The 23759-nt window shown below is 40.3% G+C and carries 17 protein-coding genes; 6 read left to right on the top strand and 11 right to left on the bottom strand.

Translation table 11 applies throughout. The annotated features are described in order from the left end of the window. Nucleotides 1-36: 36 nt before the first annotated feature. Nucleotides 37-1332, top strand: a complete 1296-nt coding sequence (locus K1X82_00160) for an aminopeptidase P family protein (GenBank protein MBX7180496.1) — start codon at nt 37-39, stop codon at nt 1330-1332. Between the two features lie 69 nt (nt 1333-1401). Beyond that, the gene (locus K1X82_00155; GenBank protein MBX7180495.1) at nt 1402-2640 is read left to right on the top strand and encodes a right-handed parallel beta-helix repeat-containing protein; all 1239 of its coding nucleotides are present in this window, start codon (nt 1402-1404) and stop codon (nt 2638-2640) included. A gap of 258 nt (nt 2641-2898) precedes the next feature. Here the strand turns inward: K1X82_00155 and K1X82_00150 are convergent, their stop codons facing one another. The 4 genes from K1X82_00150 to K1X82_00135 are packed head-to-tail and all read right to left on the bottom strand — an operon-like array spanning nt 2899 to nt 6367. Next, nucleotides 2899-3747 (bottom strand): SDR family NAD(P)-dependent oxidoreductase, encoded by an 849-nt coding sequence (locus K1X82_00150; GenBank protein ID MBX7180494.1) that lies wholly within the window; start codon nt 3745-3747, stop codon nt 2899-2901. Nucleotide 3748: 1 nt separating this feature from the next. Beyond that, a complete protein-coding gene (locus tag K1X82_00145; protein ID MBX7180493.1) occupies nt 3749-4894 on the bottom strand; it encodes a glycosyltransferase in 1146 nt (381 codons plus the stop codon). Next, nucleotides 4875-5903, bottom strand: coding sequence for a glycosyltransferase family 2 protein (locus K1X82_00140; protein MBX7180492.1), 1029 nt, complete (start codon nt 5901-5903; stop codon nt 4875-4877). The genes K1X82_00145 and K1X82_00140 overlap by 20 nt, the downstream gene beginning before the upstream one ends. Nucleotides 5904-5908: 5 nt before the next feature. Continuing rightward, nucleotides 5909-6367 carry a hypothetical protein gene (locus K1X82_00135; GenBank protein ID MBX7180491.1) on the bottom strand — a complete coding sequence of 153 codons (459 nt, stop codon included), beginning with the start codon at nt 6365-6367 and terminating at the stop codon, nt 5909-5911. 158 nt (nt 6368-6525) lie between these two features. Here K1X82_00135 and yidC point away from each other — a divergent pair, with 158 nt between their 5' ends. Together yidC and K1X82_00125 are read left to right on the top strand one after the other, a co-directional pair. Beyond that, nucleotides 6526-8385, top strand: a complete 1860-nt coding sequence (gene yidC / locus K1X82_00130) for a membrane protein insertase YidC (GenBank protein MBX7180490.1) — start codon at nt 6526-6528, stop codon at nt 8383-8385. Between the two features lie 26 nt (nt 8386-8411). Continuing rightward, nucleotides 8412-9203, top strand: coding sequence for a TIGR00266 family protein (locus K1X82_00125; GenBank protein MBX7180489.1), 792 nt, complete (start codon nt 8412-8414; stop codon nt 9201-9203). A gap of 906 nt (nt 9204-10109) precedes the next feature. Here the strand turns inward: K1X82_00125 and murD are convergent. The 7 genes from murD to K1X82_00090 are packed head-to-tail and all read right to left on the bottom strand — an operon-like array spanning nt 10110 to nt 18031. Further along, nucleotides 10110-11453 carry a UDP-N-acetylmuramoyl-L-alanine--D-glutamate ligase gene (gene murD, locus K1X82_00120; protein MBX7180488.1) on the bottom strand — a complete coding sequence of 448 codons (1344 nt, stop codon included), beginning with the start codon at nt 11451-11453 and terminating at the stop codon, nt 10110-10112. 1 nt (nt 11454) lies between these two features. Then, a complete protein-coding gene (gene mraY / locus K1X82_00115) occupies nt 11455-12717 on the bottom strand; it encodes a phospho-N-acetylmuramoyl-pentapeptide-transferase (protein ID MBX7180487.1) in 1263 nt (420 codons plus the stop codon). A 10-nt stretch (nt 12718-12727) separates the two neighbouring features. Beyond that, a complete protein-coding gene (locus tag K1X82_00110) occupies nt 12728-14188 on the bottom strand; it encodes a UDP-N-acetylmuramoyl-L-alanyl-D-glutamate--2,6-diaminopimelate ligase (protein ID MBX7180486.1) in 1461 nt (486 codons plus the stop codon). A 1-nt stretch (nt 14189) separates the two neighbouring features. Then, a complete protein-coding gene (locus K1X82_00105) occupies nt 14190-16331 on the bottom strand; it encodes a transpeptidase family protein (protein ID MBX7180485.1) in 2142 nt (713 codons plus the stop codon). After that, entirely contained in the window at nt 16331-16660 is a 330-nt protein-coding gene (locus K1X82_00100; protein MBX7180484.1) for an S-adenosyl-methyltransferase, read from the bottom strand. The genes K1X82_00105 and K1X82_00100 overlap by 1 nt, the downstream gene beginning before the upstream one ends. 1 nt (nt 16661) lies before the next feature. Next, a complete protein-coding gene (rsmH, locus tag K1X82_00095) occupies nt 16662-17558 on the bottom strand; it encodes a 16S rRNA (cytosine(1402)-N(4))-methyltransferase RsmH (GenBank protein ID MBX7180483.1) in 897 nt (298 codons plus the stop codon). Further along, complete coding sequence (locus K1X82_00090; GenBank protein MBX7180482.1) at nt 17558-18031, bottom strand: division/cell wall cluster transcriptional repressor MraZ; 474 nt, start codon at nt 18029-18031, stop codon at nt 17558-17560. Before K1X82_00090 ends, rsmH begins: the two co-directional genes overlap by 1 nt. Before the next feature lie 235 nt (nt 18032-18266). Between K1X82_00090 and K1X82_00085 the strand changes: the two genes are divergently transcribed. Beyond that, the gene (locus K1X82_00085) at nt 18267-18629 is read left to right on the top strand and encodes a hypothetical protein (GenBank protein ID MBX7180481.1); all 363 of its coding nucleotides are present in this window, start codon (nt 18267-18269) and stop codon (nt 18627-18629) included. A gap of 20 nt (nt 18630-18649) precedes the next feature. Further along, nucleotides 18650-23473, top strand: a complete 4824-nt coding sequence (locus K1X82_00080) for a T9SS type A sorting domain-containing protein (GenBank protein ID MBX7180480.1) — start codon at nt 18650-18652, stop codon at nt 23471-23473. Nucleotides 23474-23759: the final 286 nt, after the last annotated feature.

Here is a 23759-nt window from a genome sequence, read left to right as displayed (position 1 = left end):
ACCAGGTCAAAATTTTACCTTTGACCAAACTTAAGCATGAAGTATACTTCCATATCTCCGGATTTATTTGTTGAAAATCGTCAACGCTACAAAAACCGATTGAAATCCAATTCGGTGGCCATTTTTCATTCCAATGATCAAATGCCCTTGAATGGTGATGCAGTTTATCCATTTAGACAAAACTCCGACTTTTTCTATCTAACAGGAATTGATCAGGAAAAATCCATCCTTATTTTGGCACCGGATTGCCCTAATCACGATTACAGGGAGGTATTGTTTGTAGTTGAAACCAACGAGCATTTGGCAACCTGGGAAGGTCATAAATATTCAAAAGCCGAGGCAACCCAGGCCTCTGGTATCCGAAAAGTGGTTTGGGTAGAAAGTTTTGAATCCATTCTGAGTTATGTTCTGAATCATGCCGAAAATGTGTATCTGAATCTCAATGAAAATGATCGCTCCGGCTGGATGGTTCCTTACAAAGATTTACGTTTCGCCAATGAATTAAAAGCCAAATTTCCTCTACATAATTACCATCGCTCTGGCCCTATCATGGCCGAACTCAGAGCTATCAAATCTTCAATTGAAGTGGATCTGTTGCGTAAAGCCATCGATATCACTGATAAAGCCTTCCAAAGGGTTATGAAGTTTGTGAAACCTGGCGTGATGGAATATGAAGTTGAAGCCGAAATAATCCATGAATTTATCCGCAATCGGGCAACCGGCCATGCTTATGAACCAATTATTGCTTCCGGCGGTAGTGCTTGTGTTTTACATTATATCGAAAACAATAAGCCTTGTCTGGATGGGGATGTGATTCTGATGGATTTTGGTGCAAACTACGCCAATTACAACGCCGATTTAACTCGTTGTATTCCGGTAAACGGGAAATTTACAAAACGTCAAAAAGAGGTGTATAATTCGGTGCTAAAAGTGCACCGCCAAATAAAAGATCTGATGGTTCCCGGTAAAGCCTTGGATGATTTGAGAAAGGCCGCCGGATTAATGATACAGGATGAACTGCTGTCGTTAGGGCTTATAACCACCAACGATGTGAAAAATGCCAGCCCCGAACGACCTGCCTTTTTTAAATATTACCCTCACGGTATCGGTCATTTTCTTGGCTTGGATGTGCATGATATAGGTGATCGTTTTGCCCCAATTCAACCCGGTATGGTGTTTACCTGTGAACCCGGAATCTATATCAAGGAGGAAAACCTGGGAATTCGAATAGAAAATAATATTTTGGTGACACTGGGAAAACCGGTCGATTTAATGGAGCAAATTCCAATTGAAGCCGATCATATTGAAGATTTTATGGCCTCTGCCCGGTAAGGTATTTTTCAACACCATAATATTCTAAAGAAATATGCTTATTTTCGTCCACCCAACTCATTTATCCTCATGAAAAAACTCCTGTACCTGGCAGCCTCTGCATTTTTAGCTTTCCAAATTACTTCCTGTGGCAACTCTTCCGCAACCGATGATGCCGTATACAAAGAAATTCAAGAGAAATTTATTAATGCTAAACCAGGCGATGTAATCGAATTGCCGGAAGGGAAGTTTAACTTCACCCGAGGTCTTACAATGGAAGGTGTGGCAAACGTTACCATCAAAGGTAAAGGCCCCGATAAAACCATTCTAAGCTTTGCTAATCAATCCGAAGGACCCCAAGGTTTAGGTATAAAAGCTGAAAATTGCACCCTCGAAGGCTTTGCCGTTGAAGATGCAAAAGGTGATGCGATAAAAATCCAAAATTCTAAAAACCTGGTTGTTAGAAATGTGAGGGTTGGCTGGACTCAAGGTCCAAAAATTACCAACGGTGCTTACGGACTTTATCCTGTAACCTGCGATGGTGTTTTGATTGAAAATTGCGATGTGTACGGAGCCTCCGATGCAGGTATTTATGTGGGACAATCCAAAAATGTTATCGTTCGCAACAACAAAGTTCATGAAAATGTGGCTGGTATCGAAATCGAAAATTGCACCGCCGCCGATGTTTATGAAAACGAAGCCTGGAACAATACCGGTGGAATAATGGTGTTCGATATGCCTGAAGTGCCCGTTAAAAACGGAAAAGATGTGTTTGTACACAATAACAATGTACACGAAAATAACCTCCCAAACTTTGCCCCTCCCGGAAATACAGTAGCCTTGGTGCCCGCCGGTATGGGTATGTTGGTTATGGCGTATAATAACGTAGAACTAACTGCTAATAAGGTAATTAACAACAATACCTTGGGCATTTGTGTAGCATCTTTCCTTACCTCAGGCAAAGAATACAACGATACACTTTACAACCCTTTTACCTATGCGGTTTACATCCACGACAATGAAATTAAGCGTCAAACCTGCTTGCCCGATACTTCTCGCCAAATAGGTAGATTATTGGCCGGAGTTTTTGGTAACAACATTCCGGATATCATTTTTGATGGCTTTTACGACCCTTCCGTGGTTGATCCTAAAACCAATTCCGTGGCTGCAGAAAATCGTATTTGTATCAAAAATAACGGTTCTGCAACCTTCGCCAATGTTGATGGACCCAATAATTTCAAAAACGTAAACACCGATATCAAGCCCTTCGATTGTACCTTAAATCCAATTCCTTTGGCTCCTAATAAAGAGTTGGCTACCGGTAAATAGGTCAATTTTTCCCCCGGGTTTTTATTTTTTATTTTGGATGCGGGCCCCCTCCGCCCACCAACTTTGAATCGAAACTTCCTGGTTTAGGTTCAAGGCGTTCGGGTCACGCTATCGGTTGTAGTCCTCGTAGCACTTGGCTAGCGCCGCGTGCTCCTGTGGGCTACTTACCTCTATCGTTGCCCGAGGTGCAAACCCGGTAGGTATTGCATGAAACGAACTTTTTACTGAACCATTACAGTTGCCTTCAGAGGCAGATTTTTACCAATTCACCGGAATTCCCAACTGCCTGCAACTAAATTCCCAGCATTGCTCTTTTAAGCCCGGAGTTTGCGAAAACCTACTTTGCCATTTTTGTTTACATTTATCAAAATATTGTCCGCTTATTCCTTCTACTTCTGCCGAACTCGCCAAATAAATAGAGGTTGCTGCTCCCTTTTCAACCGGAATGGCAACAATGTTTTTTACAAGTCCCCAAAACAACTTGGCATACCAAGCCCCATTTTTGGAAGCAATGTCTGTTTTTACTACTCCCGGATGTAAAGCATTAACCGTAATACCGCTGTTTTTCAATCGCTCCGATAACTCCATGGTAAACAATACATTGCCTAATTTGCTTTGTTCATAGGCTTTGTAACCATTCCAGCTTTTTGAAAGGGAAATATCATCAAAATGTATTTTGCCTTTGTAATGGGAGTGGGATGCGACATTCACAATTCTAGCCTTGGGTGCCGCCTTTAAAAGGGGTAATAATTCATAAGTAAGCAGCATGTAGGCTAAATGGTTGGTAGCCCAGGTTAGTTCAATCTTTTCTTCGGAGAAGGTTTGTTCGGTAAAATAGGTTCCTGCATTGTTTACCAGAACGTCTAAAGCAGTGAGCTTGGATTTTATTTGTTCTGCCAAGGCTCTAACTTGTTTCTGAGAACTTAAGTTGGCTACAAATGCCAGGTGGTTCCCCTTGGGGTTTACCTGGTTTAAGGTGGATACAACAGCTTCGGTTCTTGCCTTGTCCCTGCCAACAATAGCAATGGAATGGCCCTGTCCCGCTAAGTTTTTTGCCGTTTCAAATCCTATTCCTGAAGTTGCTCCGGTAATGAGTATGGTTTTCATCTTATTTAAATGGATTTAGTTTCCCCGTCGCCGTTGTCTTGGAAGGAGGAAGTATATGGAAGTTGCTTGAATTTAAATCTTGAATAAATGCTTCTTTCTTTTCTTCGGCCAATTGATTTAAAAATACTACCTGATTTTTCATCTCTGTTTTCCATGCTTCGCCTTTCTCCAAAACTTGCTCCAATCGTTGGCTGATCAGGAAAGGATTATCGTTGGCCGAAATGGTAAGAAATTCCTTCAAGGCCGGGTTAGTATCCAAAATAGGATTGGTATCCGAACAAAGACAAGGAATACCTAAAGCAAGACTTTCGGTGATTATTTGCCCCCAACTTTCACTAAAGGAAAGGTACATGGTTGCATCGCATTGGGAAAGTACTTTTAAAAAATCCGCATGCCCGCTGTGGTTTTGGTAAACAATTCGGTCACCGGCATTCCAGATTTTAAAATCTTGTTCATTTCCCCAAACAAATACCTTGGAATTTTTAACCAATAATGCTGCTGCAACCTGGTTGTGAATGTTTTTATTGAAATTGCTCACCCCGGGTACCGCAATAATTGGGTATTCCCTGCTTGGTTTGGTTGGTAAGGTTTCCGACGGAAGTTTGGTTTTAAGGTAAAGTGGATAACATCGAACGTTTTTTAAGCCGGCAAAGGTTTCTGCCAATCCTTTTTTTACAAATCCAATTTTATCAATAACCCCTTCCGATACCAAATTGGAGAACTTATTGAAGGAGGCAAGTTTGTGATGGTCATCGGCTAATTCTGTTAAAGCACCATGGAAAATAGCGCCGGTTGGTTTGGCGCTAACATGTTTATACTCATGCAGAATATCCATAAAATAAGGATGTGTTCCGCTAGCGATCACTTGTTCAAATTCTAGTTCTGCCAAAAGCATTATCCAATCCAGATTTTGTTTATCCGATAGCAATGAATTGGAATAATATTGAGGTATCTCCAAACAAGCTTCTCCAAATAAACCTAAAGTTGCATTGAATATTCCTCTGTAATTCATACCGGTGGGCTTGGGCGTAAGAACAAGGTAGGGAAATTTAGCCCTGATTTTTGCCAAATCCTTTTTAATGCTTTCCAAGGAGGCTTTCTGCTCCCGGGCAAGATCAAAACGCTGCTTAATTCGTCGTATTGGCATATTTTAAATAGTTCTTTGCGGAAGAAGGGTTGCGTCGGTAACGCATAGCAATGGTATAAAAATAAGTTTTAAGCAGGTTCCAAATAAAAATTCTTTCTCCCTTGGCTTTGGTATCCATTTCTGTAGTTCGGTTTTGCGCTTTTGCCAGCCGAAACAAGATTTCATCCAATACGTAATTGAATAGGAATAAAAGGCAATACACGAAGAAATAGGCATTTCCTTTGATTTTTTTCATACATAACCATCCGGAAATAATTACTTGAGCCATGCGGTTGCGCGAAGGGTTGGGGCTCCCTCCATCGTAATGCAAAACCTTTGTATCCGCATAGAAATAGTGCTTTAATCCATTTCTGCGAATTCGCTCACACCATTCAATGTCTTCCCCATACATAAAGAAATCTTCATCTAAATACAAATTCAATTCTTTAAATACAGATAAATTGAATAATAAAAAAGCTCCACCAATCCATTCTGATTCATGGTTTTTGGAATGAATGGCTAACCGTTCCTGATAAATGTCTACCTGTTTAATTCCTAATTTAGTTTGAATGGCAATTACCAAAGGATTGGCATTCCAAAGTTTCTTTATGAATGGGGTTCTGGTATTTGAGTTAAATAAAACATGGCCTTCTCCATCCACCATAGCACAGGTGCTTACCCCAACAGGTCCTTTCTTTTCCAATTCCCGATGGCATTGCAGGGAAACGGGTAAGGTTTGCTCGAAAAATTCGGTATCTGAATTGAGTATGAGTCCATAAGTACCCTTGGCGGCCCTTATTCCCATGTTATTGGCCCGGCCAAATCCTGCATTGTAACCGGTTTGAATCCATTTAACCTTGGGGAATTCAGTTTTTACCATTTGTTCACTTTGATCTTTTGAATCATTGTCAACAACTAGGATTTCAATTTCAACCGGTTTTGAATGTTTATAGATAGAGGCAATACAATTCCTAAGTAAATCACAGGTATTGTAATTGACAATAATAATTGAAACTTCCGGCTGATCCAATGCAATTAAGAATTAATTCTGGCAAATGCAATATAATCTAAAACAGGGACTTGTCCGGTAACTACTTTCATGTCGCTTAAGATCTGAGCTCTGTGGTGACTGCCATGATTTGCTAAATGGGTTAGTATATCGGCCAAAGTGTTGGAAAATGGTTCGCCTTTAAGGCTTTTGTATTCCAACAACAAACCCCACTTGCTATCTTCCATGGTATCCAGGTATGCCTGCATGGCTCCCTGATTGTCTATAGCCATTTGTAACACAGTTTCCAATGGCAGTATTTCAAAAATTCCACCGCTAAATGTTGTGCCGCATAGCCTTGATAACCAAATGGATTGGGCAGAAACAAGGTGGGAAATTAATAATTGGGATTTTTCGGTTACCTGATTGGATTGCAGCAAGTAATCCAATAATACCTTGGTCGCCCAAAAGTCGTATCGATACAAGCGTTTGAAATGCTCTTTCATGTGGTTAGTAGGTAGGCAAAGTTAATTTGGAAAGGGTATTAAAAATTCTCCTGGTAGGGTAAAATTTACAACTTCCAAAAATTCTGTATTTTTTTAACAAACAATCGAAAAAACACAGCCTTACCAAACTATCTTTGCCGCCCGATTTTAGACTACGCATGGATAGAAATTCAATCATAGGACTGGTTTTAATTATGGCCATTTTTATTGGCTTTTCCATATATAACCAGCCTTCCAAAGAAGAAATAGAAGCAGCAAAACGAAAGCAAGATTCTATTGCTTTGGTAGAAAAGCAAAAAGAAACCCTTGCTAAAAAAGCTGCTGAAACCGTTGCTAAAACATCTCCTTCTCCCAAGGACTCTGTTTTGCCCGACTCTGTTTTAGTAAAACAATATGGCGCATTTGGGGCCAACCTAATGGGCAAGGAAGAAATTTATACCTTGGAGAATGATTTAATGAAGCTTAATATTAGCTCCAAAGGTGGACGAGTTAAATCGGTGGTTTTAAAGGAGTATGATGATGAAAATAAAAAGCCCTTAGTTTTATTTAGTGGTGATGAAAACAAATTCGGATTAAGCTTTTTTGAAAACAACAAAGTAGTTAATACCGGCGATTTGTTTTTTAAGCCAAATTCCAAACCCATTTTAGTGCAGGGAAATGATTCCTCTTCGTTCGCTATTCGGTTGGAGGTTGCTCCTGAAAAGTATCTGGAATACGTGTATACCCTGAAAGGTTCAGAATATTTGGTTGGATTTAAAATAAACTTTGTTGGATTAAACAATGTTATTGAGCAGCGTAGCAATACCCTGGATTTAGAATGGCTTGTTAACCAACCTCAATTGGAAAAAAGCCTGAAAAATGAGCGTGCTGCCAGTACGGTTTATTGGCAATTTGAGGACGAAGAAACAGACTATATCAATGAAGGTAAATCTGAAAAGCAAACCATACCAAACAAGTTGAATTGGATTGCATTCAAACAACAGTTTTTTAGTTCCGGATTTCTAGCCCCAAAAGCCATTTCAGGTCCTATTAATGTAGAAACCAAGATGGATGAAAATTCGGCCTATGTAAAAACCATTTCAGCTACTTTCCCAATTCCATACAATCATAAACCTTCTGAATCCTATGCTGCTTCCTTTTATTTTGGACCCAACCATTACGAAACCCTTTCCAAATACAACATGCAAAAGCTGGTGCCTTTGGGTTGGGGTATCTTAGGTTGGATAAATCGGGTAGTAATTTGGATTTTTTATGGTTTGGAGAAGTTGAACCTTTCTTATGGAATAATCATTCTTTTATTGACCATCATTGTTAAATTGGTTTTGTTTCCACTTAACTATAAATCCTATTTAAGTGGTGCCCGAATGAGGGTTTTGAAACCTGAAATTGAGGAGCTTAATAAAAAATTTGAGGGCAAGGATCCATTAGAAAAACAACAAGCACAAATGGCTTTGTACCGCAAGGCAGGCGTAAATCCACTGGGTGGATGTTTGCCCATGTTGTTGCAGTTACCTATTACACTTGCAGTGTTTAGGTTTTTCCCCGCTGCCATTGAGTTGCGTCACGAATCATTTCTCTGGGCCACCGATCTGTCAAGTTACGACAGTATTTGGGACTTTGGCTATGTTCCAATTATTAACTCCATTTATGGCGATCACGTAAGTCTGTTTGCAATTTTAATGGCTATTACCACAGTTTTATATTCTATGGTAAATATGCAAATGCAACCCAGTGGAGACGATATGATGGCTAAACAAATGAAGATAATGATGTATGTGATGCCGGTTATTTTCCTTGGGGTAATGAATAGTCAATCCAGTGGTTTGGCATATTACTATACCTTGGGTAACTTATTGACCTTTGGACAACAATATGCATTTCGCTTTTTGGTGGATGAAAAAGCCATTCGGGCAAAAATTGAGGAGAACAAAAAGAAGCCTGCCACAAAATCAAATTTTCAGAAAAGATTAGAGGATATGGCCAAACAACGTGGTTATAACCTTCCCAAAAACAAATAATATTTTACCATTTAATAAAACGTAACATGCAAAACCACGAAATCGATTATAAAATTATTGGAGAGGAAATGCAAGTTGTTGAAATAGAACTTGATCCTCAGGAAACTGCAATTGCCGAAGCCGGCAATTTTATGATGATGGATGAAGCCATTCAAATGGAAACCATTTTTGGAGATGGCTCCCAGCAAAATAGCGGTGGATTTATGAACAAGTTATTCTCTGCCGGTAAACGATTAATTGTAGGGGAGAGTTTGTTTATGACTGCGTTTACCAATGTTGGTCAAGGGAAGAAGAGGGTCATTTTTGCTGCCCCTTATCCCGGGAAAATTATTCCCATGGATTTATCCAAATTGGGTGGTAAAATCATTTGCCAAAAAGACGCATTCTTATGTGCTGCCAAAGGGGTTAGCATAGGAATTGAATTTCAAAAAAGACTAGGAACCGGATTGTTTGGTGGAGAAGGTTTTATTATGGAGAAGTTGGAAGGTGACGGAATGGCCTTTGTTCATGCAGGTGGACATATTATTGAACGCGAACTTCAACCCGGTGAACTATTGAAAATTGACACAGGTTGTATTGTTGGCTTTACTCAGAATGTCGATTATGATATTCAGTTCGTAAAAGGCGTGAAAAACATGGTTTTTGGTGGTGAAGGCTTGTTTTTTGCCACTTTAAGAGGTCCCGGAAAAGTATGGGTGCAGTCCTTGCCTGTTAGCCGATTGGCCGGTAGAATTTTAGAATATGGAACCCACAGGGGAAAGGAAGAAGGTAGCATCTTAGGCGGCCTTGGTAATTTGTTAGATGGAGACGGATATTAGGTCCGCTGTTATTTCATCCTGGTTGAATAATTTCCTTTTTAATACTTTTTATGCGGGCCCCCTCCGCCTGAATAAATTTTTGCAAATCTCTTAATAACTTGCAAGGCGTTCGGGTCACGCTATCGGCTGTAGTCCAAGCCAACTCCGCTTAATCGCTGCGTTGGCTTGGAGCTACTTGCCTCTATCGTTGCCCGATGCGTAACCCATTCGGCTAACTTTTGACCCAACAATTAACGGTGTCTTTTTGTCCTCTTCAAGGAAGGTTCATTGTATTAAGAAAAATAATTGCAACTATTCAGGGTAAATATCCACTTAATACCAAAATTGTCATTTGAAACGAAGGGAACAATTGACAAATTCGGTGGGATGTGGGGAGATTCGGGTTAACCCCGAGCTAGTGTTAGTTAGTGCCGAGGTTACATTATGTTAGACCTAATTTTACCAATAAGGCTAATTCTTAAATAGGTCTTACATAATGTTCTCTCGGTAAAAATTACTTGAAAGCCTTACTAACACTTGTCTCGAAACGTAGTTTAAAATTTCTATTGACAATTTTGGGATAATTTGCAATCGGTTTAAGACTGAATAGCCCGGTAGCACAGCAATACATTATGGTCAATGCGACGTTTTTTGGGTTTGCACCCGGGGCAGGGATTGAGGATGTTACCCCACAGGTGCGTTGCCTTAGCAACGAACCGAGGAGTAACGACGAAAGCCCGACCATGAGCCGTTCTGATTTTTGTAATAGTGTTAACTTTTATGCGAATGGGGCCCCCCAAATACTAAAACAAAGTAGCATATTTATCCCTTTGATGATGAGCATTTGGGCAAAAAAAAATCCAAGTCAAATCAAAGACCACCCCAATAGGTCTACGTTTAACTTGGATTTCCGAAATGAAGACAGGCTTAAAGTGCTCTAACGGCTCTTTTGAATTGCTTTCCGCGGTCTTCGTAATTTTCAAACAAGTCAAAACTGGCGCAAGCTGGAGAAAGGAGAACTGTATCGCCTTTTGTACCCAATTTGTAGGAGTAACGGACAGCATCATCGGCATTATCCGTTTCCACTATGTTGGGTACCAGGTCTTTAAATGCTTCAATGATTTTGGAATTGTCCTTTCCAAGGCATACAATAGCTTTTACTTTGGCTTTTACCAAGTCGCGTAATTCATTGTAATCATTTCCCTTGTCTTGTCCGCCGGCTATCCAAATAGTAGGGGTTTGCATGCTTTCCAATGCATACCAGGTGCTGTTTACATTGGTCGCTTTGCTATCGTTAATGAACTGAATGCCAAATACTTTTGCAACCGGTTCCATTCGATGTTCAACGCTTTCCATATCGCTCATGCTTTGGCGAACGTTTTCATTGCGGATGTCGACCAATTTTCCTGTTACACCTGCGGCCATTGAATTGTAGGTGTTGTGTTTTCCTTGTAGTGCTAATTCTTCTATAAACATGTTAAAAGTTGAGTTTGGGGTTTTTATGATGATTTGATTGTTTTCGAGGTAAGCTCCTTGTTCCACTTTGGTTTTAATGGAAATCGGATAAGCTTGTGCTTTTAGTTGTATGGATTGAAGAGCCTTTGCAGTTATTTCATCGTCGGCACAATAAATAAATGCATCGGTTTCGGTTTGATTTTGTAGAATTCTGAATTTGGAGTTCACATAGTTCTCCAGTTTGTATTCGTAGCGGTCTAAATGATCTGGAGTTATATTGGTGAGAATGCCAATGTGAATTCTGCTATTAATCATGCCATCCAATTGGAAGCTGCTTAGTTCCACAACGTAGTATTCGTAGTTTTCGAGCGCCACTTGCAATGCAAGACTTTTACCAACATTTCCGGCTAAACCTACCGAGTAACCTGCTTTTTCCAAAATATGGTAAGTAAGTAGGGTAGTGGTTGTTTTTCCGTTGGTGCCGGTAATCCCAATAATTTTGGCATTCGTATACCGAAGAGCAAATTCGATTTCGTCAATGATGCTTGTTTTCTGTTCCCGTAATTTTTTTATCAGGGGAGCTTTTTCAGGGATTCCGGGAGATTTGATTATTTCGGAGGCGTTTAGGATTTTATCTTCCGAATGTTGGTTTTCTTCAAATGGAATTTGGTGATGGTTAAGGAAGGTTTTGTACTTCTCCTTTATGGAACCTTTGTCCGAAACGAAAACTTCATAACCCTGCTTTTGAGCAAGCAATGCAGCCCCACAACCGCTTTCACCGGCGCCTAGAATTACGATATATGGTTTAGCCGACATGTTAGCGTAGTTTCAAGGTTACAATGGTTAATACAGCCAGCATGACGCCTACAATCCAAAAGCGGCTTACAATTTTGCTTTCGTGGTATCCTAATTTTTGGTAGTGGTGGTGAAGTGGAGACATTTTGAAAATTCTTCTTCCTTCTCCGTATTTTTTCTTGGTGTATTTGAAATAGCTAACCTGCATCATTACGCTAAGGTTTTCTACCAAGAAAATTCCACATAGAATTGGTATGAGTAATTCTTTTCGAATGGCAATGGCGAATACGGCTATGATTCCTCCAAGTGCAAGGCTTCCGGTATCTCCCATAAATACATAGGCCGGGAATGAATTGTACCAAAGGAAACCAACGCAGGCTCCAACAAAGGCTGACATAAATACCACCAGTTCACCGGTGCTAGGTAAATACATGATATTGAGATAGTCTGCAAAAACAGTATTACCGCTTACATAGGCCAGGATTCCTAACGTGGCACCTATTATCGCAGAAGTTCCGGTTGCTAATCCATCCAGTCCATCGGTAATATTCGCTCCATTGGATACCGCAGTTACAATAAAAATTACGATAGGAATAAAAATTAGCCAAGCATAATCTCTTAAATCTTCACTAATCCAGGTAATTAAATCGGCATAGTCGAATTCGTTGTTTTTGAAGAATGGAATCGTAGTTTTTAAGGATTTTGTATTTTCTTTGGCATAAACCGATTCTTTGAAAAAGGCTGTTTGATTTTGGTTGCCACTGATTTCCTGTGTAGTGATGGATTCTGAACCATGTACCAGTTTCTCTTTTATTACTACATGTTTGTTGAAATACAATGTAATTCCAACAATTAATCCGATACCTACTTGTCCTACGATTTTTAGTCGTCCGGGTAAACCTTCTTTATCTTTTTTGAAAACCTTGATATAATCATCCATGAAACCGATTAAGCCAAGCCAAATGGTAGAGGCTATCATTAGAATGATGTAGACATTGCCAAGTTTGGCAAATAGCAGGGTTGGGATTAGGATAGAAGTTAGGATAATGAGGCCTCCCATGGTTGGAGTTCCTTGTTTTTTCATTTGGCCTTCAAGTCCGAGGTCTCTGACTGTTTCCCCAATTTGTTTAACCCGTAGGAATCGGATAAGATCTTTACCCCAAATCATGGTAATAAGCAAGGAGCTTAATAGAGCCAATGCAGCCCTGAAAGAGATGTATTTAAACACACCGGCACCAGGGAGGTCATACGCTTTGTCGAGGAAATCGAATAAGTAGTAAAGCATTGGTTATGGTTTAGATCAGGTTTTTAAATTCATTTTGTAATTCAAGAAGGTCATCAAAGGGGTGTTTGATGCCTTTGATTTCTTGGTAGTTTTCGTGTCCTTTTCCGGCAACCAGGATGATATCCTTTGGCCCGGCCATCATAACAGCAGTTCTGATAGCCTCATGCCGGTTGGTGATAGTTATGGCTTTTCTAATGTTATCCCCTTCTAATCCTTTCTTCATTTGGGATAAGATTTCTTCCGGTTCTTCATTTCTTGGATTGTCGGAAGTGAGTATAACTTTGTCACTTAGGTTGGCAGCAATTCTTGCCATGATGGGTCTTTTTGCCGCATCGCGATTTCCACCGCAACCTACTACTGTTATTAGGGTTTCCCCTCCTTGTCGCAATTCTTGAATGGTTTTTAATACATTTTCTAATGCGTCGGGGGTATGTGCATAATCTACTATTCCGGTTATTCCATTAAGAGATTTAATGGTTTGGAAACGACCTGGAGGAGGTTCTACCAGACTTAATGCAGTTAGTGCATGCATTTTTTCAATACCCAGGAGCATTGCTGTGGCGTATGCTGCTGTTAAGTTGTATGCATTGAAACTTCCAACCAGTCGGGTATGGATTTCGGTATTATCTATATTAAGTATTAGACCACTGATATGGTTTTCTATGACTTTACATCTAAAATCTGCCATGGATTGTAAAGCATAGGTTTTTTTGCTGGCTTTTGAGTTTTGGAACATTAGGAGACCATTTTTGTCATCCTTGTTTACCAATGCAAAGGCATTTTCACCTAAACCAGTAAAGAATTCTTGTTTGGCATTTCGGTAATTTTCGAATGTTCCATGATAATCCAGATGGTCGTGAGTTAGATTTGAAAATATGCCTCCACTAAATTCAAGTCCAGAAATTCGGTGTTGAACTACTGAGTGTGAGCTAACCTCCATGAAGCAATATTGACATCCTTCAGAAACCATTAATCCGATAAGCTCATTTAGTTTAATGGCATCGGGGGTTGTGTGAGTGGATGGTAATTCCGCTTTTCCAACCATGTATTTCACGGTGGATATCAAGCCGCACTTATAACCAAGTTGTGTAAATAGGTTAAATAGAACAGTTACAGTGGTAGTTTTCCCGTTGGTACCGGTAACTCCAATCAATTTCAATTTGGAGGAAGGTGAATCGTAGAAGTTGGAAGCTATTATTCCTAAAGCCAAGGAACTGTTTTTTACCTGAACATAGGTAATGCCTTCTTTAAATTCAGATGGCATTTCTTCGCAAACAATTGCTATGGCACCTCTTTCAATGGATGAACTAATAAATGCATGCCCATCACTTGCTGTGCCTTTTACAGCAATGAACAGGCTGTATTTCTCCACTGTTCTGCTGTCGAAGCAAATAGAAGTCACGGCGAGATGAGTGGTCCCTACAACCTCTACTAAACCGGCTTTGTATAATATTTCAGACAGGAGTTTCATTCTAAGAGAAATTCAAGGTTATTTTTTGACCTTTCACTAATTTGCTTCCGGGAGGTATGCTTTGAGAGTTAACTTTACCGAAGCCTCTGGTTTCTACTTCCAAACCCAGGTTTTCCAGGATGAATAGCGCATCCTTGATTCCCATTCCATTTACATCAGGTACTTTTTCTACCGGAATGGTCCTTGTTTTTAGTTGCACATAGTTCTGTGTGTTAATCGTTTCAGAAAGTGCATCTGGTTCGCTTGGGTTTTTAGCTGGAATATTGGTTTTAGAAACTAAGGTATTAGCAACGTGAGCATAGGTAGTTTTAATCGCAGGTAGCCCTTGAGTTGCGAATAAACTATCTGTTTCAAGTTCTTTATGAAGTTTAATGGAAGTGGAATAAACCTTATCTGCAATTTCTTTAAAAACAGGACCGGCGATAACATTACCGTAGTATATTCCTTCCGTAGGATTGTTGATTAGTACGATACAGGTATAAAGTGGCTTGTCTGCTGGAAAATATCCAACAAAGCTTGCTCTGTATATTTTTCCATTAGCGCCTTTGTATCCTCTGTTATCATCCGCAACTACCGCAGTTCCTGTTTTGCCTGCAATGGTGTAACTTAATCCTTTCAAGTTACTGGCAGTTCCACCTTTGCTCTGTACCACGCCTTCCATCATTTGTTTTAAAGCTGCAACTGTTGTAGGGCTGCATACCTGGTGATTAATAATTTCAGGTTTGGTTTCTTTAATTACTTCTCCTTTATTCAAAATTCTTTTTATGAAATGTGGTTTTACCATCACACCATTGTTGGCTATAGCATTGTATATGGTAAGAGTTTGGAGTGGAGTAATTAATACCTCATAACCAATACTCATTTCAGGTAAGGTAGGGCAGCTCCACCATTTATCTTCTGTGTTTTTTACGTACGGACTGGCTTCTCCCGGGATGTCTATACCTAGTTTTTGGTGAATTCCGGTGTTATATATATGTTTAATAAAGGTCTGAGGACCCCGAGCTGTTCCTTTGCCAAAATACTTGTTTACCATTCCGGCAAACGCCACATTACTGGATACCTCAAAAGCTCTTTGCAAACTAATTGTGCCATATCCGCCTTCATGACTATCGTGAATGGTTACATCTTTACAAAAGGTGATTTTGCCGCCGGAGGTATTGAATGAATCGGTTGGTTTAATACCTTCTTCCAAAAGAGCCATGGCTGAAAGAAGTTTAAAGGTGGAACCTGGGTCAGTTGCTTTTCCAACAGCAATATTTTCAGCTTCACGGTAAAGCCCCTCTTGGGTTTCATCCTTTTTTAAGTTTGCAATAGCCTTAATTTCTCCGGTAGCAACCTCCATCAGAATAGTACAGCCATAGTCGCAATTGTGCTGTACCATTTGTTTCATTAATGCATTTTCTGCAACATCCTGAATATTTATATCAATAGTTGACACCACATCAAATCCATCTTGTGGTTCTATCTCATTTTCTGAATGAAGCGGTTTCCAAACACCTTTTGCGATTTTTCGCATCAACCTAGATCCATTTTTTCCACATAGTAATTTATCGTAGTAACCTTCCAGTCCAACCGCTACGTTTTTTTTGCCTTTGATGGAATATCCAACTGTCCGGGATGCCAGAATTCCGTATGGTTTTTCCCTTCTTGATTTTTGAATGGCTATAAGGCCTCCTTTGTTTTTACCAAGGTTGAATATGGGTAAAGCTTTTACCTTTTTTAACTGTCCGTAAGTAGCATTTCTTTTTAGGAGGAAATAGTGGTCTTTTCTTTTTCTGGCCTGAACCAGTTCTTGTTTGATTTGCTTGATGGGTTTATCGTTGAAGATTTTATGCAATCCGAGGGCCAAGCTATCTACTTTTTCGTCGAATTCTTCCTTCTTCACCGCACCTGTAGCAGCGTCAAACCGTAGTTCGTATATTGGGTAAGAGGTAGCCAAAAGGTTGCCATCAGCTGAAAAGATATTTCCTCGTTCTGCGATGATTACTTCTTTTCGTGTGGTTAGCACTTTTGCTCTTGCTTTCCAATAATCTCCTTGAGCGAATTGCAGATATGCTACCCTTCCAATTATAGCAAAAGCGAATAGGAACATTCCTGCACCGGTGAGGTACACTCTCCACAGTATGTCGTTTTTGGCTTCCACTAGTTGTTTTTAATAATTATTTTTTTTGGGGGCTCAATACTTTCTTTGAGATTGTTTTGAATAGCGAGGGTGGCTACTTCACTCTGCTTGCTTTTTTTCATCAAATCGCTTTTCCCGGTGATATACTCACTACGAAGTTCTTTGAGGTCATTTCCGGTTTTATTAATTTGAATGATTGTTTTTTCAGCATAGTAGCTGTTGGCTATGTAGAAAATTCCTAAGCCCATCACAAAGAGGATGAAAGGAAGATTCTTCACTACATTTTCTGTAGTTAGAAAACTTCCATCCATAATACTGAGCAAGGTTTTAGAGAATTTGCTTTTACTCATTTTATTTTTTTTCAGCTATCCTAAGCTTGGCGCTTCGGGAGCGGTTGTTTTGTTCTAATTCTATTTCTTCCGGAACTATGGGTTTTGTGGTTAGATTTTTAAAAGGAGATTGGGTGTTTCCAAATACATCCTTAGTTTCTAACCCTTTGGTGTTACCTGTTTTTATAAAGTTTTTGACCATTCTATCTTCCAGGCTGTGATAGGAAATAAAAACCAGTCTTCCTCCCGGTCCTAATAGGCTCGGACTTATTTCCAAAAGGTTTTTTAAAACCTCCATTTCTGCATTAACCTTAATTCGGATGGCCTGAAAAATTTGAGCCAAGAATTTATTTCTATCCTTGGGATGCACGAGTTTTTCTACCAAAGCGGTGAGGGTTAAGGTTGATTCTATTGGTTCCTTCGTTCTGTGAGAAACTATCAAACTTGCCACTTTACCGGCATTGAAAATTTCTCCAAATTCTTTAAAGGTTTCTATAAGATCTTCTTTAGAGGCTTTATTGATAAAATCAAATGCAGAATGATTTGCACTTTGATCCATTCTCATGTCCAAAGGGCCATCCATCCGAATGGAAAATCCACGGGATGCTTGGTCAAATTGGTGGGAGGATACTCCAAGATCGGCTAGAATTCCATCAATTGGAAGCACTTTTAGATATTCCAAATGATTGCCTATAAACCTAAAATTGCTGTGGATGAGCGTAAATCTGGGGTCGTTCAGATCATTTTTCAAAGCATCTGAATCCTGGTCAAATCCAATTAATTTACCATTTGGGCCAAGTTTTTCCAAAATAGCTTTCGAATGCCCCCCTCCTCCAAAGGTCACATCAACATATGTTCCGTTGGGCCTGATGTTTAGTCCATCCAGGCACGCTTGTAAAAGAACGGGTTTATGATACATTACTCCTCTGTGTTTGGCTTTCCTCCACCTAGAACTTCTTCAGCAAGGTTTCCAAAAGCATCAGGGTCATAACTATTCATCAATTCGTTGTATGCTTTTTCGCTCCATATCTCAACCTTATTGTCCACATGGGCAGCTAAAACAACATCCTTTTCGATTCCGGCATAAGCAGCAAGTCGTTTGGGTAACAAAACCCTGTTGCTGGCATCCACTTCCAAGGTGGTAGCTCCATTGCTGTACTGCCGAATAAAGTCGTCGTGCTTTCTGTTGAATCGGTTAAGCCCATTGATGTCAGAAACAATTTTCTCCCAAGCATCTAAAGGGTATAAAACCAAACAACGTTTAAAAACACTACGGTTTACTACAAACTTTCCACGGGTGCTTTCCGGTAATTGCTTCAATAAGCCGGAAGGCAGTGCTAGCCTGCCTTTGGCGTCCATTGTGCAATCATATTCTCCGGTTAAAATGGCCATGAAAAATTTTCAGTTGGTAAAAGTAAGGAGGAAATTCCCACATTTTCCCACTTTCTGCCACTTTGTTAAAAACTTTTTGGATTTTAGGGGTGGAAATCAACTCGAAAGCCCTGTTAAATAAACGGTTTTCGAGGTGGGGGATGTCAAATAAGGTGTTAGCAACCCAAATAATTTCTAGGTTATTGGTATTTGGATTTTTTTAAATATGTTTGCGGATTAAAATTTTTACGATTCAATGAAAAAAGTAGTATCGGTTCTGTTCCTATTGGTTATAGTAGGGATTAGATCAGTTTTAGCTCAAACTGCAACCCCAAAAGCACATTTCGAATTTGTTAAAGTAGTGAGCCCAGAAAGTAAGGATCATACCTTGAAAATGATGCAAGTGATTGATTTGGAGCGTTTTCGTCTATTGGATCAACGCAGGAAGATTGAAGTGTATGATGGAACTATCATTGAACTTTACTCTGCTAATGAATTAAGAGAGAAATACCAGCGTAAACCTTCTCCAACTAATAAGTTGTGGACACCCGGTTTGCCTAGTCTTATCATGAAATATGATGTTGAAACCCAAAGACCAATTATTGTAGAACTGAATTAATATTCCCATACCTAACGAAAATGAATAAATTTTATACTGCAATCGTAGCTTTAGCAGGTTTATATTTTTTAAGTGGATCTGCTCAAGCCCAGCAAACAATTTTGGTTAGCCAAGGTGGAACGGTGAATTCTTGTAGTGCCAACTTTTATGATAGTGGTGGTTCGGGTTCAACCTATTCTGCAAATGAAGATTACACTGTAACCATTTGCGGTGATGGAAGCGCAACTCCAATGTATGCTATTTTTAGTGCGTTCAATTTGGAAAGTAACTACGATTACCTCTATATTTATGATGGTTCTTCAACAAGTGCAACCTTAGTCGGACAGTATACCGGATCCACTTCGCCAGGAACTGTTACTTCAACTAGTGGATGTTTAACTTTTCGTTTTACATCTGATGGATCTGTTCAAAATGCCGGTTTTACTGCAACCATAGGCTGTGGTGCTATTGTGGTTCCTCCTGGGCCCTCTACAACCTGCGCAGGTGCAGGTGGTGCTTGCTTAAGTAGTGCTATCACTTTTCCTGCTGGTACCTCAGGCGGAACAGCAGAAACAGGGCCTAACTATGGATGTCTCTCCACCAGACCTAATCCGGCTTGGTATTATTTCCAGGTTGGAACAAGTGGAAGCATTGCAATCGACCAAAGCAATTCCAGCGGAATTGATGTGGATGGAGCAATTTGGGGACCTTTTTCCGATCCTTCAACCGGATGTTCAAGTCTTTCCGGTTTGGCTCCAATAGCCTGTGATTACGCTGCCAGCGCAACGTTTTCATTAACTATCCCTAATGCTCAAGCCGGTGAATATTACCTCATTCTTATTACCAATTATAATGGTGGTGCAACTAATATTACCTTCAGTCAGAATCCAAGTAGTACCGGAAGTACAACTTGTAATGCACTTTGTAATATCTCAGCTTTTACAGGTTCTGGGGCTTCCTGCACGGCAGGTACAAATACCTATAACGTAACTGGTACCATAACTTTTACTGACCCTCCTTCTACGGGTACCCTAACCTTCTCAGATGGAGCAAATCAAACAGTTATTAATGCTCCTTTTACTTCACCTTATAACTTTACTATCACCGGTGTAACTGCTGATGGAGCTTCTCATACAGTAAATGCTGTTTTCTCTGGGTCGTCAGCTTGTAATGCCCAATTTACTTATACTGCTCCTACTCCGGCCTCTACAAGTGTTACCGGTACTACTACAATCTGCCAAGGAGCATCAACAACACTTTCAGCAGGTGCTGGATTTACATCATACGCTTGGACCGGTCCTAATGGATTTACTGCAACCACTCAATCCATTACGGCAACTGCTGCCGGAACATATACCGTGGGTGCAACTAATTCAGGTGGTTGTACAGGTACAGCATCAGCTACAGTAACTGTCAATGCTGGTCCTACTCCAACTATCACTGGTAATTTAAATGTTTGTAACGGAAGTTCAACAACTTTGGATGGTGGAGCAGGTTTTTCAACTTATGCCTGGACCGGCCCATCCGGATTCACAGCCTCCACTCAAACTATTACAGCTACTGCTGCAGGTACTTATAACTTAACAGTTACTGATGCGAATGGTTGCCAAGGTTCTTCATCGGCAACTGTTGTAAGCGGAAGTGTTACTGTAAATATTACTGGCACCACAACCATTTGCCAAGGAACTACCACCACCTTGGATGCAGGTGCAGGTTATTCTACTTATGCCTGGACAGGACCTAATGGTTTTACCGATGCTAACCAAACTGTAACAGTTGGTTCAGGAGCATATACCGTAAACGTTGTTGATGCTTTTGGCTGTACCGGAACAGGCTCAGTTACAGTAACAGAAACTGTTGTTAACGTTACAGTTACCGGTAACTTAACCGTGTGTCCTGGCGCAACTACTGTTCTTGATGCTGGTCCAGGTTATACCTCCTATGGATGGACTGATGCCTTACCAATACCGGTTCCGCCATACAGTACCACCCAAACTGCTACCTTAGGTGCGGGAACTTATGCCGTAACAGTTACTGATGCCAATGGTTGTGTAGGCTCAGCTTTAGTTGCTGTTATTGAGAATGACACTGTTCCAATTACGATAACAGGCACAACAGCAATTTGCTCAGGTGGATCTACTGTTCTTGATGCAGGTGCTGGTTCTAACTATATTTGGGCAGTTATTACCACAGGTATTACTATCCTTCCTGGTGAAACCAATCAAACTTACACTGCAACTCAACCAGGCATTTATGGTGCTCAAGTTGATTTGGCCTCTGGTTGCATAGGTATTGATACCATTACCGTTGTTCAACTTCCTTCTCCATCACCTACCATTACAGGTTCTTTAACTTATTGTACTACCGGAACCACCTTGGATGCAGGTGCCGGATTTGCTACTTATTCCTGGTCTGATGGAGGTTCTTTTTCAGGTTCAACCCAAACTGTTACCGCTCCAGCAGGAACTTATACAGTAACTGTAACCGATAACAATGGATGTTCTGGAACCTCTGCTCCTGTTACCGTTACTCAAAGCAGTCAGGTTACCTTCGCCATTACAGGAAATACGGTTCTATGTCCCGGCGGTTCTGTAACATTAGATGCCGGAACAGGATATACAACTTATCAATGGGGTACTGCAGTAGGTACAACACCTACTCCTATTCCAGGTGAAACCAACCAAACTTTCACTACAAGCACTCCCGGAATTTATGGGGTTCAAGTAGTGAATTCATCCGGATGTTCAGGTATTGATACTATTATTGTTACCCAAGGAACTGCTCCTGTACCAACTATTACCGGTAGTTTAACCTATTGCCCATCAGCACCGGGAACTACCTTAGATGCCGGTGCCGGATTTACTTCTTATTCTTGGACTCCAAATGGTGAAACTACGCAAACTATAACAGCTGCTAATGGTTCTTACACCGTAACTGTTACAGATGCAAATGGTTGTACAGGTACTTCCGCCTCTGTTACGGTTACTCAGTCCTCAACTATTACTCCTGTCGTGACAGGAACTCTTCAATATTGTCAAGGTGGTAATACCACTTTAGATGCCGGAACAGGTTATACACAATACGTTTGGACTGATTTAAGTAATAATAACATTATTGGTACAAACCAAACTGTTGTTGTAACTCAAGGTCAATATTCAGTCGGAGTTTCTCAAGCAGGTTGTTCTGGAAGTTCAGCTCCTGTTACTGTAACCGAAGTTGCTATTCCAACTGTTACTGCAGTAGCTCAAGGAAGCACTCAAGTATGTCAAGGACAATCGGTAACCTTAACAGCGTCAGGCGCTTCAACCTATACTTGGTCTCCTGGTAACCAAACAGGGGCTTCTATTTCTGTTTCAACCAGTGGTTCTTATACCGTTTATGGTGAAGCTATCCCTGGTTGTGGTGCAACTTCTGCTCCAGTTACTGTAACAATATTGTCAAACCCTTCTGTTTCAGCAGTTGCTAATGGTCCAACTCAATTCTGTAATGGATCTGTAGTGTTAGCTGCTTCTGGAGCTTCCACTTATGTTTGGAATCCCGGAGGAGCAACAACTCCAACAATTACCGTTACTCAGTCCGGTTCTTACACCGTTACCGGAACTGATGCCAATGGATGTTCTGCTACTTCAGGTGCAATAACTATTCAATCTGGATCGACCCTTCAAATTAATATTATTTCAAGTACTGGTGGATCAGTAGTATGTTCCGGTCAACCGGTTGTTTTAGATGGAACTACTGTAGGTGCTGCATCTTATTCCTGGAGTCCGGGTGGTGCTACCTCCCCAACTTTAACCGTTACTAGCTCAGGTACCTATTCCTTAACTGTTACTGACCCCGCTGGTTGTGTGGCCACTTCCTCCCCTTATTCTGTAACGGTCGGTACCACACCTGTGCCAACTGTAACTTCCAGTACCAATAGCTCCTTGTTATGTAACGTGGGAGATCAAATTACCTATACCGTTGTAGGTACTTACACTGCTTACCAATGGTCAACTAGTCCGTCAGATATTACTAATAGCGTTACAATTACTCAACCGGGTACTTATGTAGTTACGGTTACTAATTCCGATGGTTGTGTTGGTTCTTCACAACCTATCTATGTTAGTTTAAGCCCAAGCAGCTTAACCATTGTTCCTGATGGTCCGGTTATATTCTGCGAAGGAACAGGTTCTGAAAATGAAGTTGGTCTAGATGCTACCTCAGGATTTGATTATTATGTTTGGACTTCCGGTTCAACTACTGAAGATATCATTACCAATGTGTCAGGTTCATATTTTGTAACAGCCTATAACGATTGTTATCCTTATGATCCTACTTTGCCGAACAACGGCGGTATCACATCTAACACAATTAATGTAACTGTGATTACCAGCGTTGATCCTTACATAGTTTCATTTGACGATACCCTTCAAGCTATGCCTGCAGCCATCAGTTATCAATGGTACTTTAATGGAACCATTATTCCGGGAGCATTTAATCAGCAATATGTAGCTACACAAACTGGTGCTTATACCGTTGTAACTCAAGATAGCTCTGGTTGTGGATTTGATACGTCATTGGTGTTTAACTTTGTCCTAAAACCAAATACCATTGGAATTGAAGAGTTAAATGGAGTTACTGATTTAAACATGTATCCTAACCCGGCTTCTTCCAGCTTCTTTATCGAAGCAACTTTGGCTCCTTCAACTAAAGTAGAAGTTACCTTTGCAGATATGTTGGGTAAGTCAGTTGTAAATCCAGTGATGCTTGATGGTACAGGTCTGGTGGTGCGTAAAGTAGATTTTTCGGAATTATCCAGAGGTATTTACTTCGTAACTATTAAGGTAAATGAGGCAAGTATTACCAAACGAATAGTGAAAGAATAAACTGCTATTAATTAATAAAAAGGCCGATAGTTTATAATTATCGGCCTTTTTTGTTCACTATCGTACAAAAGCAAATAGCCAAGTGAGGCTTCTAAACTCAGTAATAGCAGAGGTTATATTAAAGAGTATTCCAAAATTTCCATGGATATTCTGAACTCAGGTCGTTTCGTTTGCCGCATCCCTGCAGCGAATAGAAACTATTATTTCGCCCAGGTCTTCCTAAATGAACAAGCTGAGTTAAGTTCCTTTTTGTTTCCATCTCTGGAAGTATTCTAAATTTTTAGTC

Source organism: Bacteroidia bacterium, from assembly GCA_019695265.1.
Classification (GTDB): domain Bacteria; phylum Bacteroidota; class Bacteroidia; order JAIBAJ01; family JAIBAJ01; genus JAIBAJ01.
Note: the sequence above shows the minus strand (reverse complement) of the source record. Positions and strands in the feature narration are given on the sequence as shown.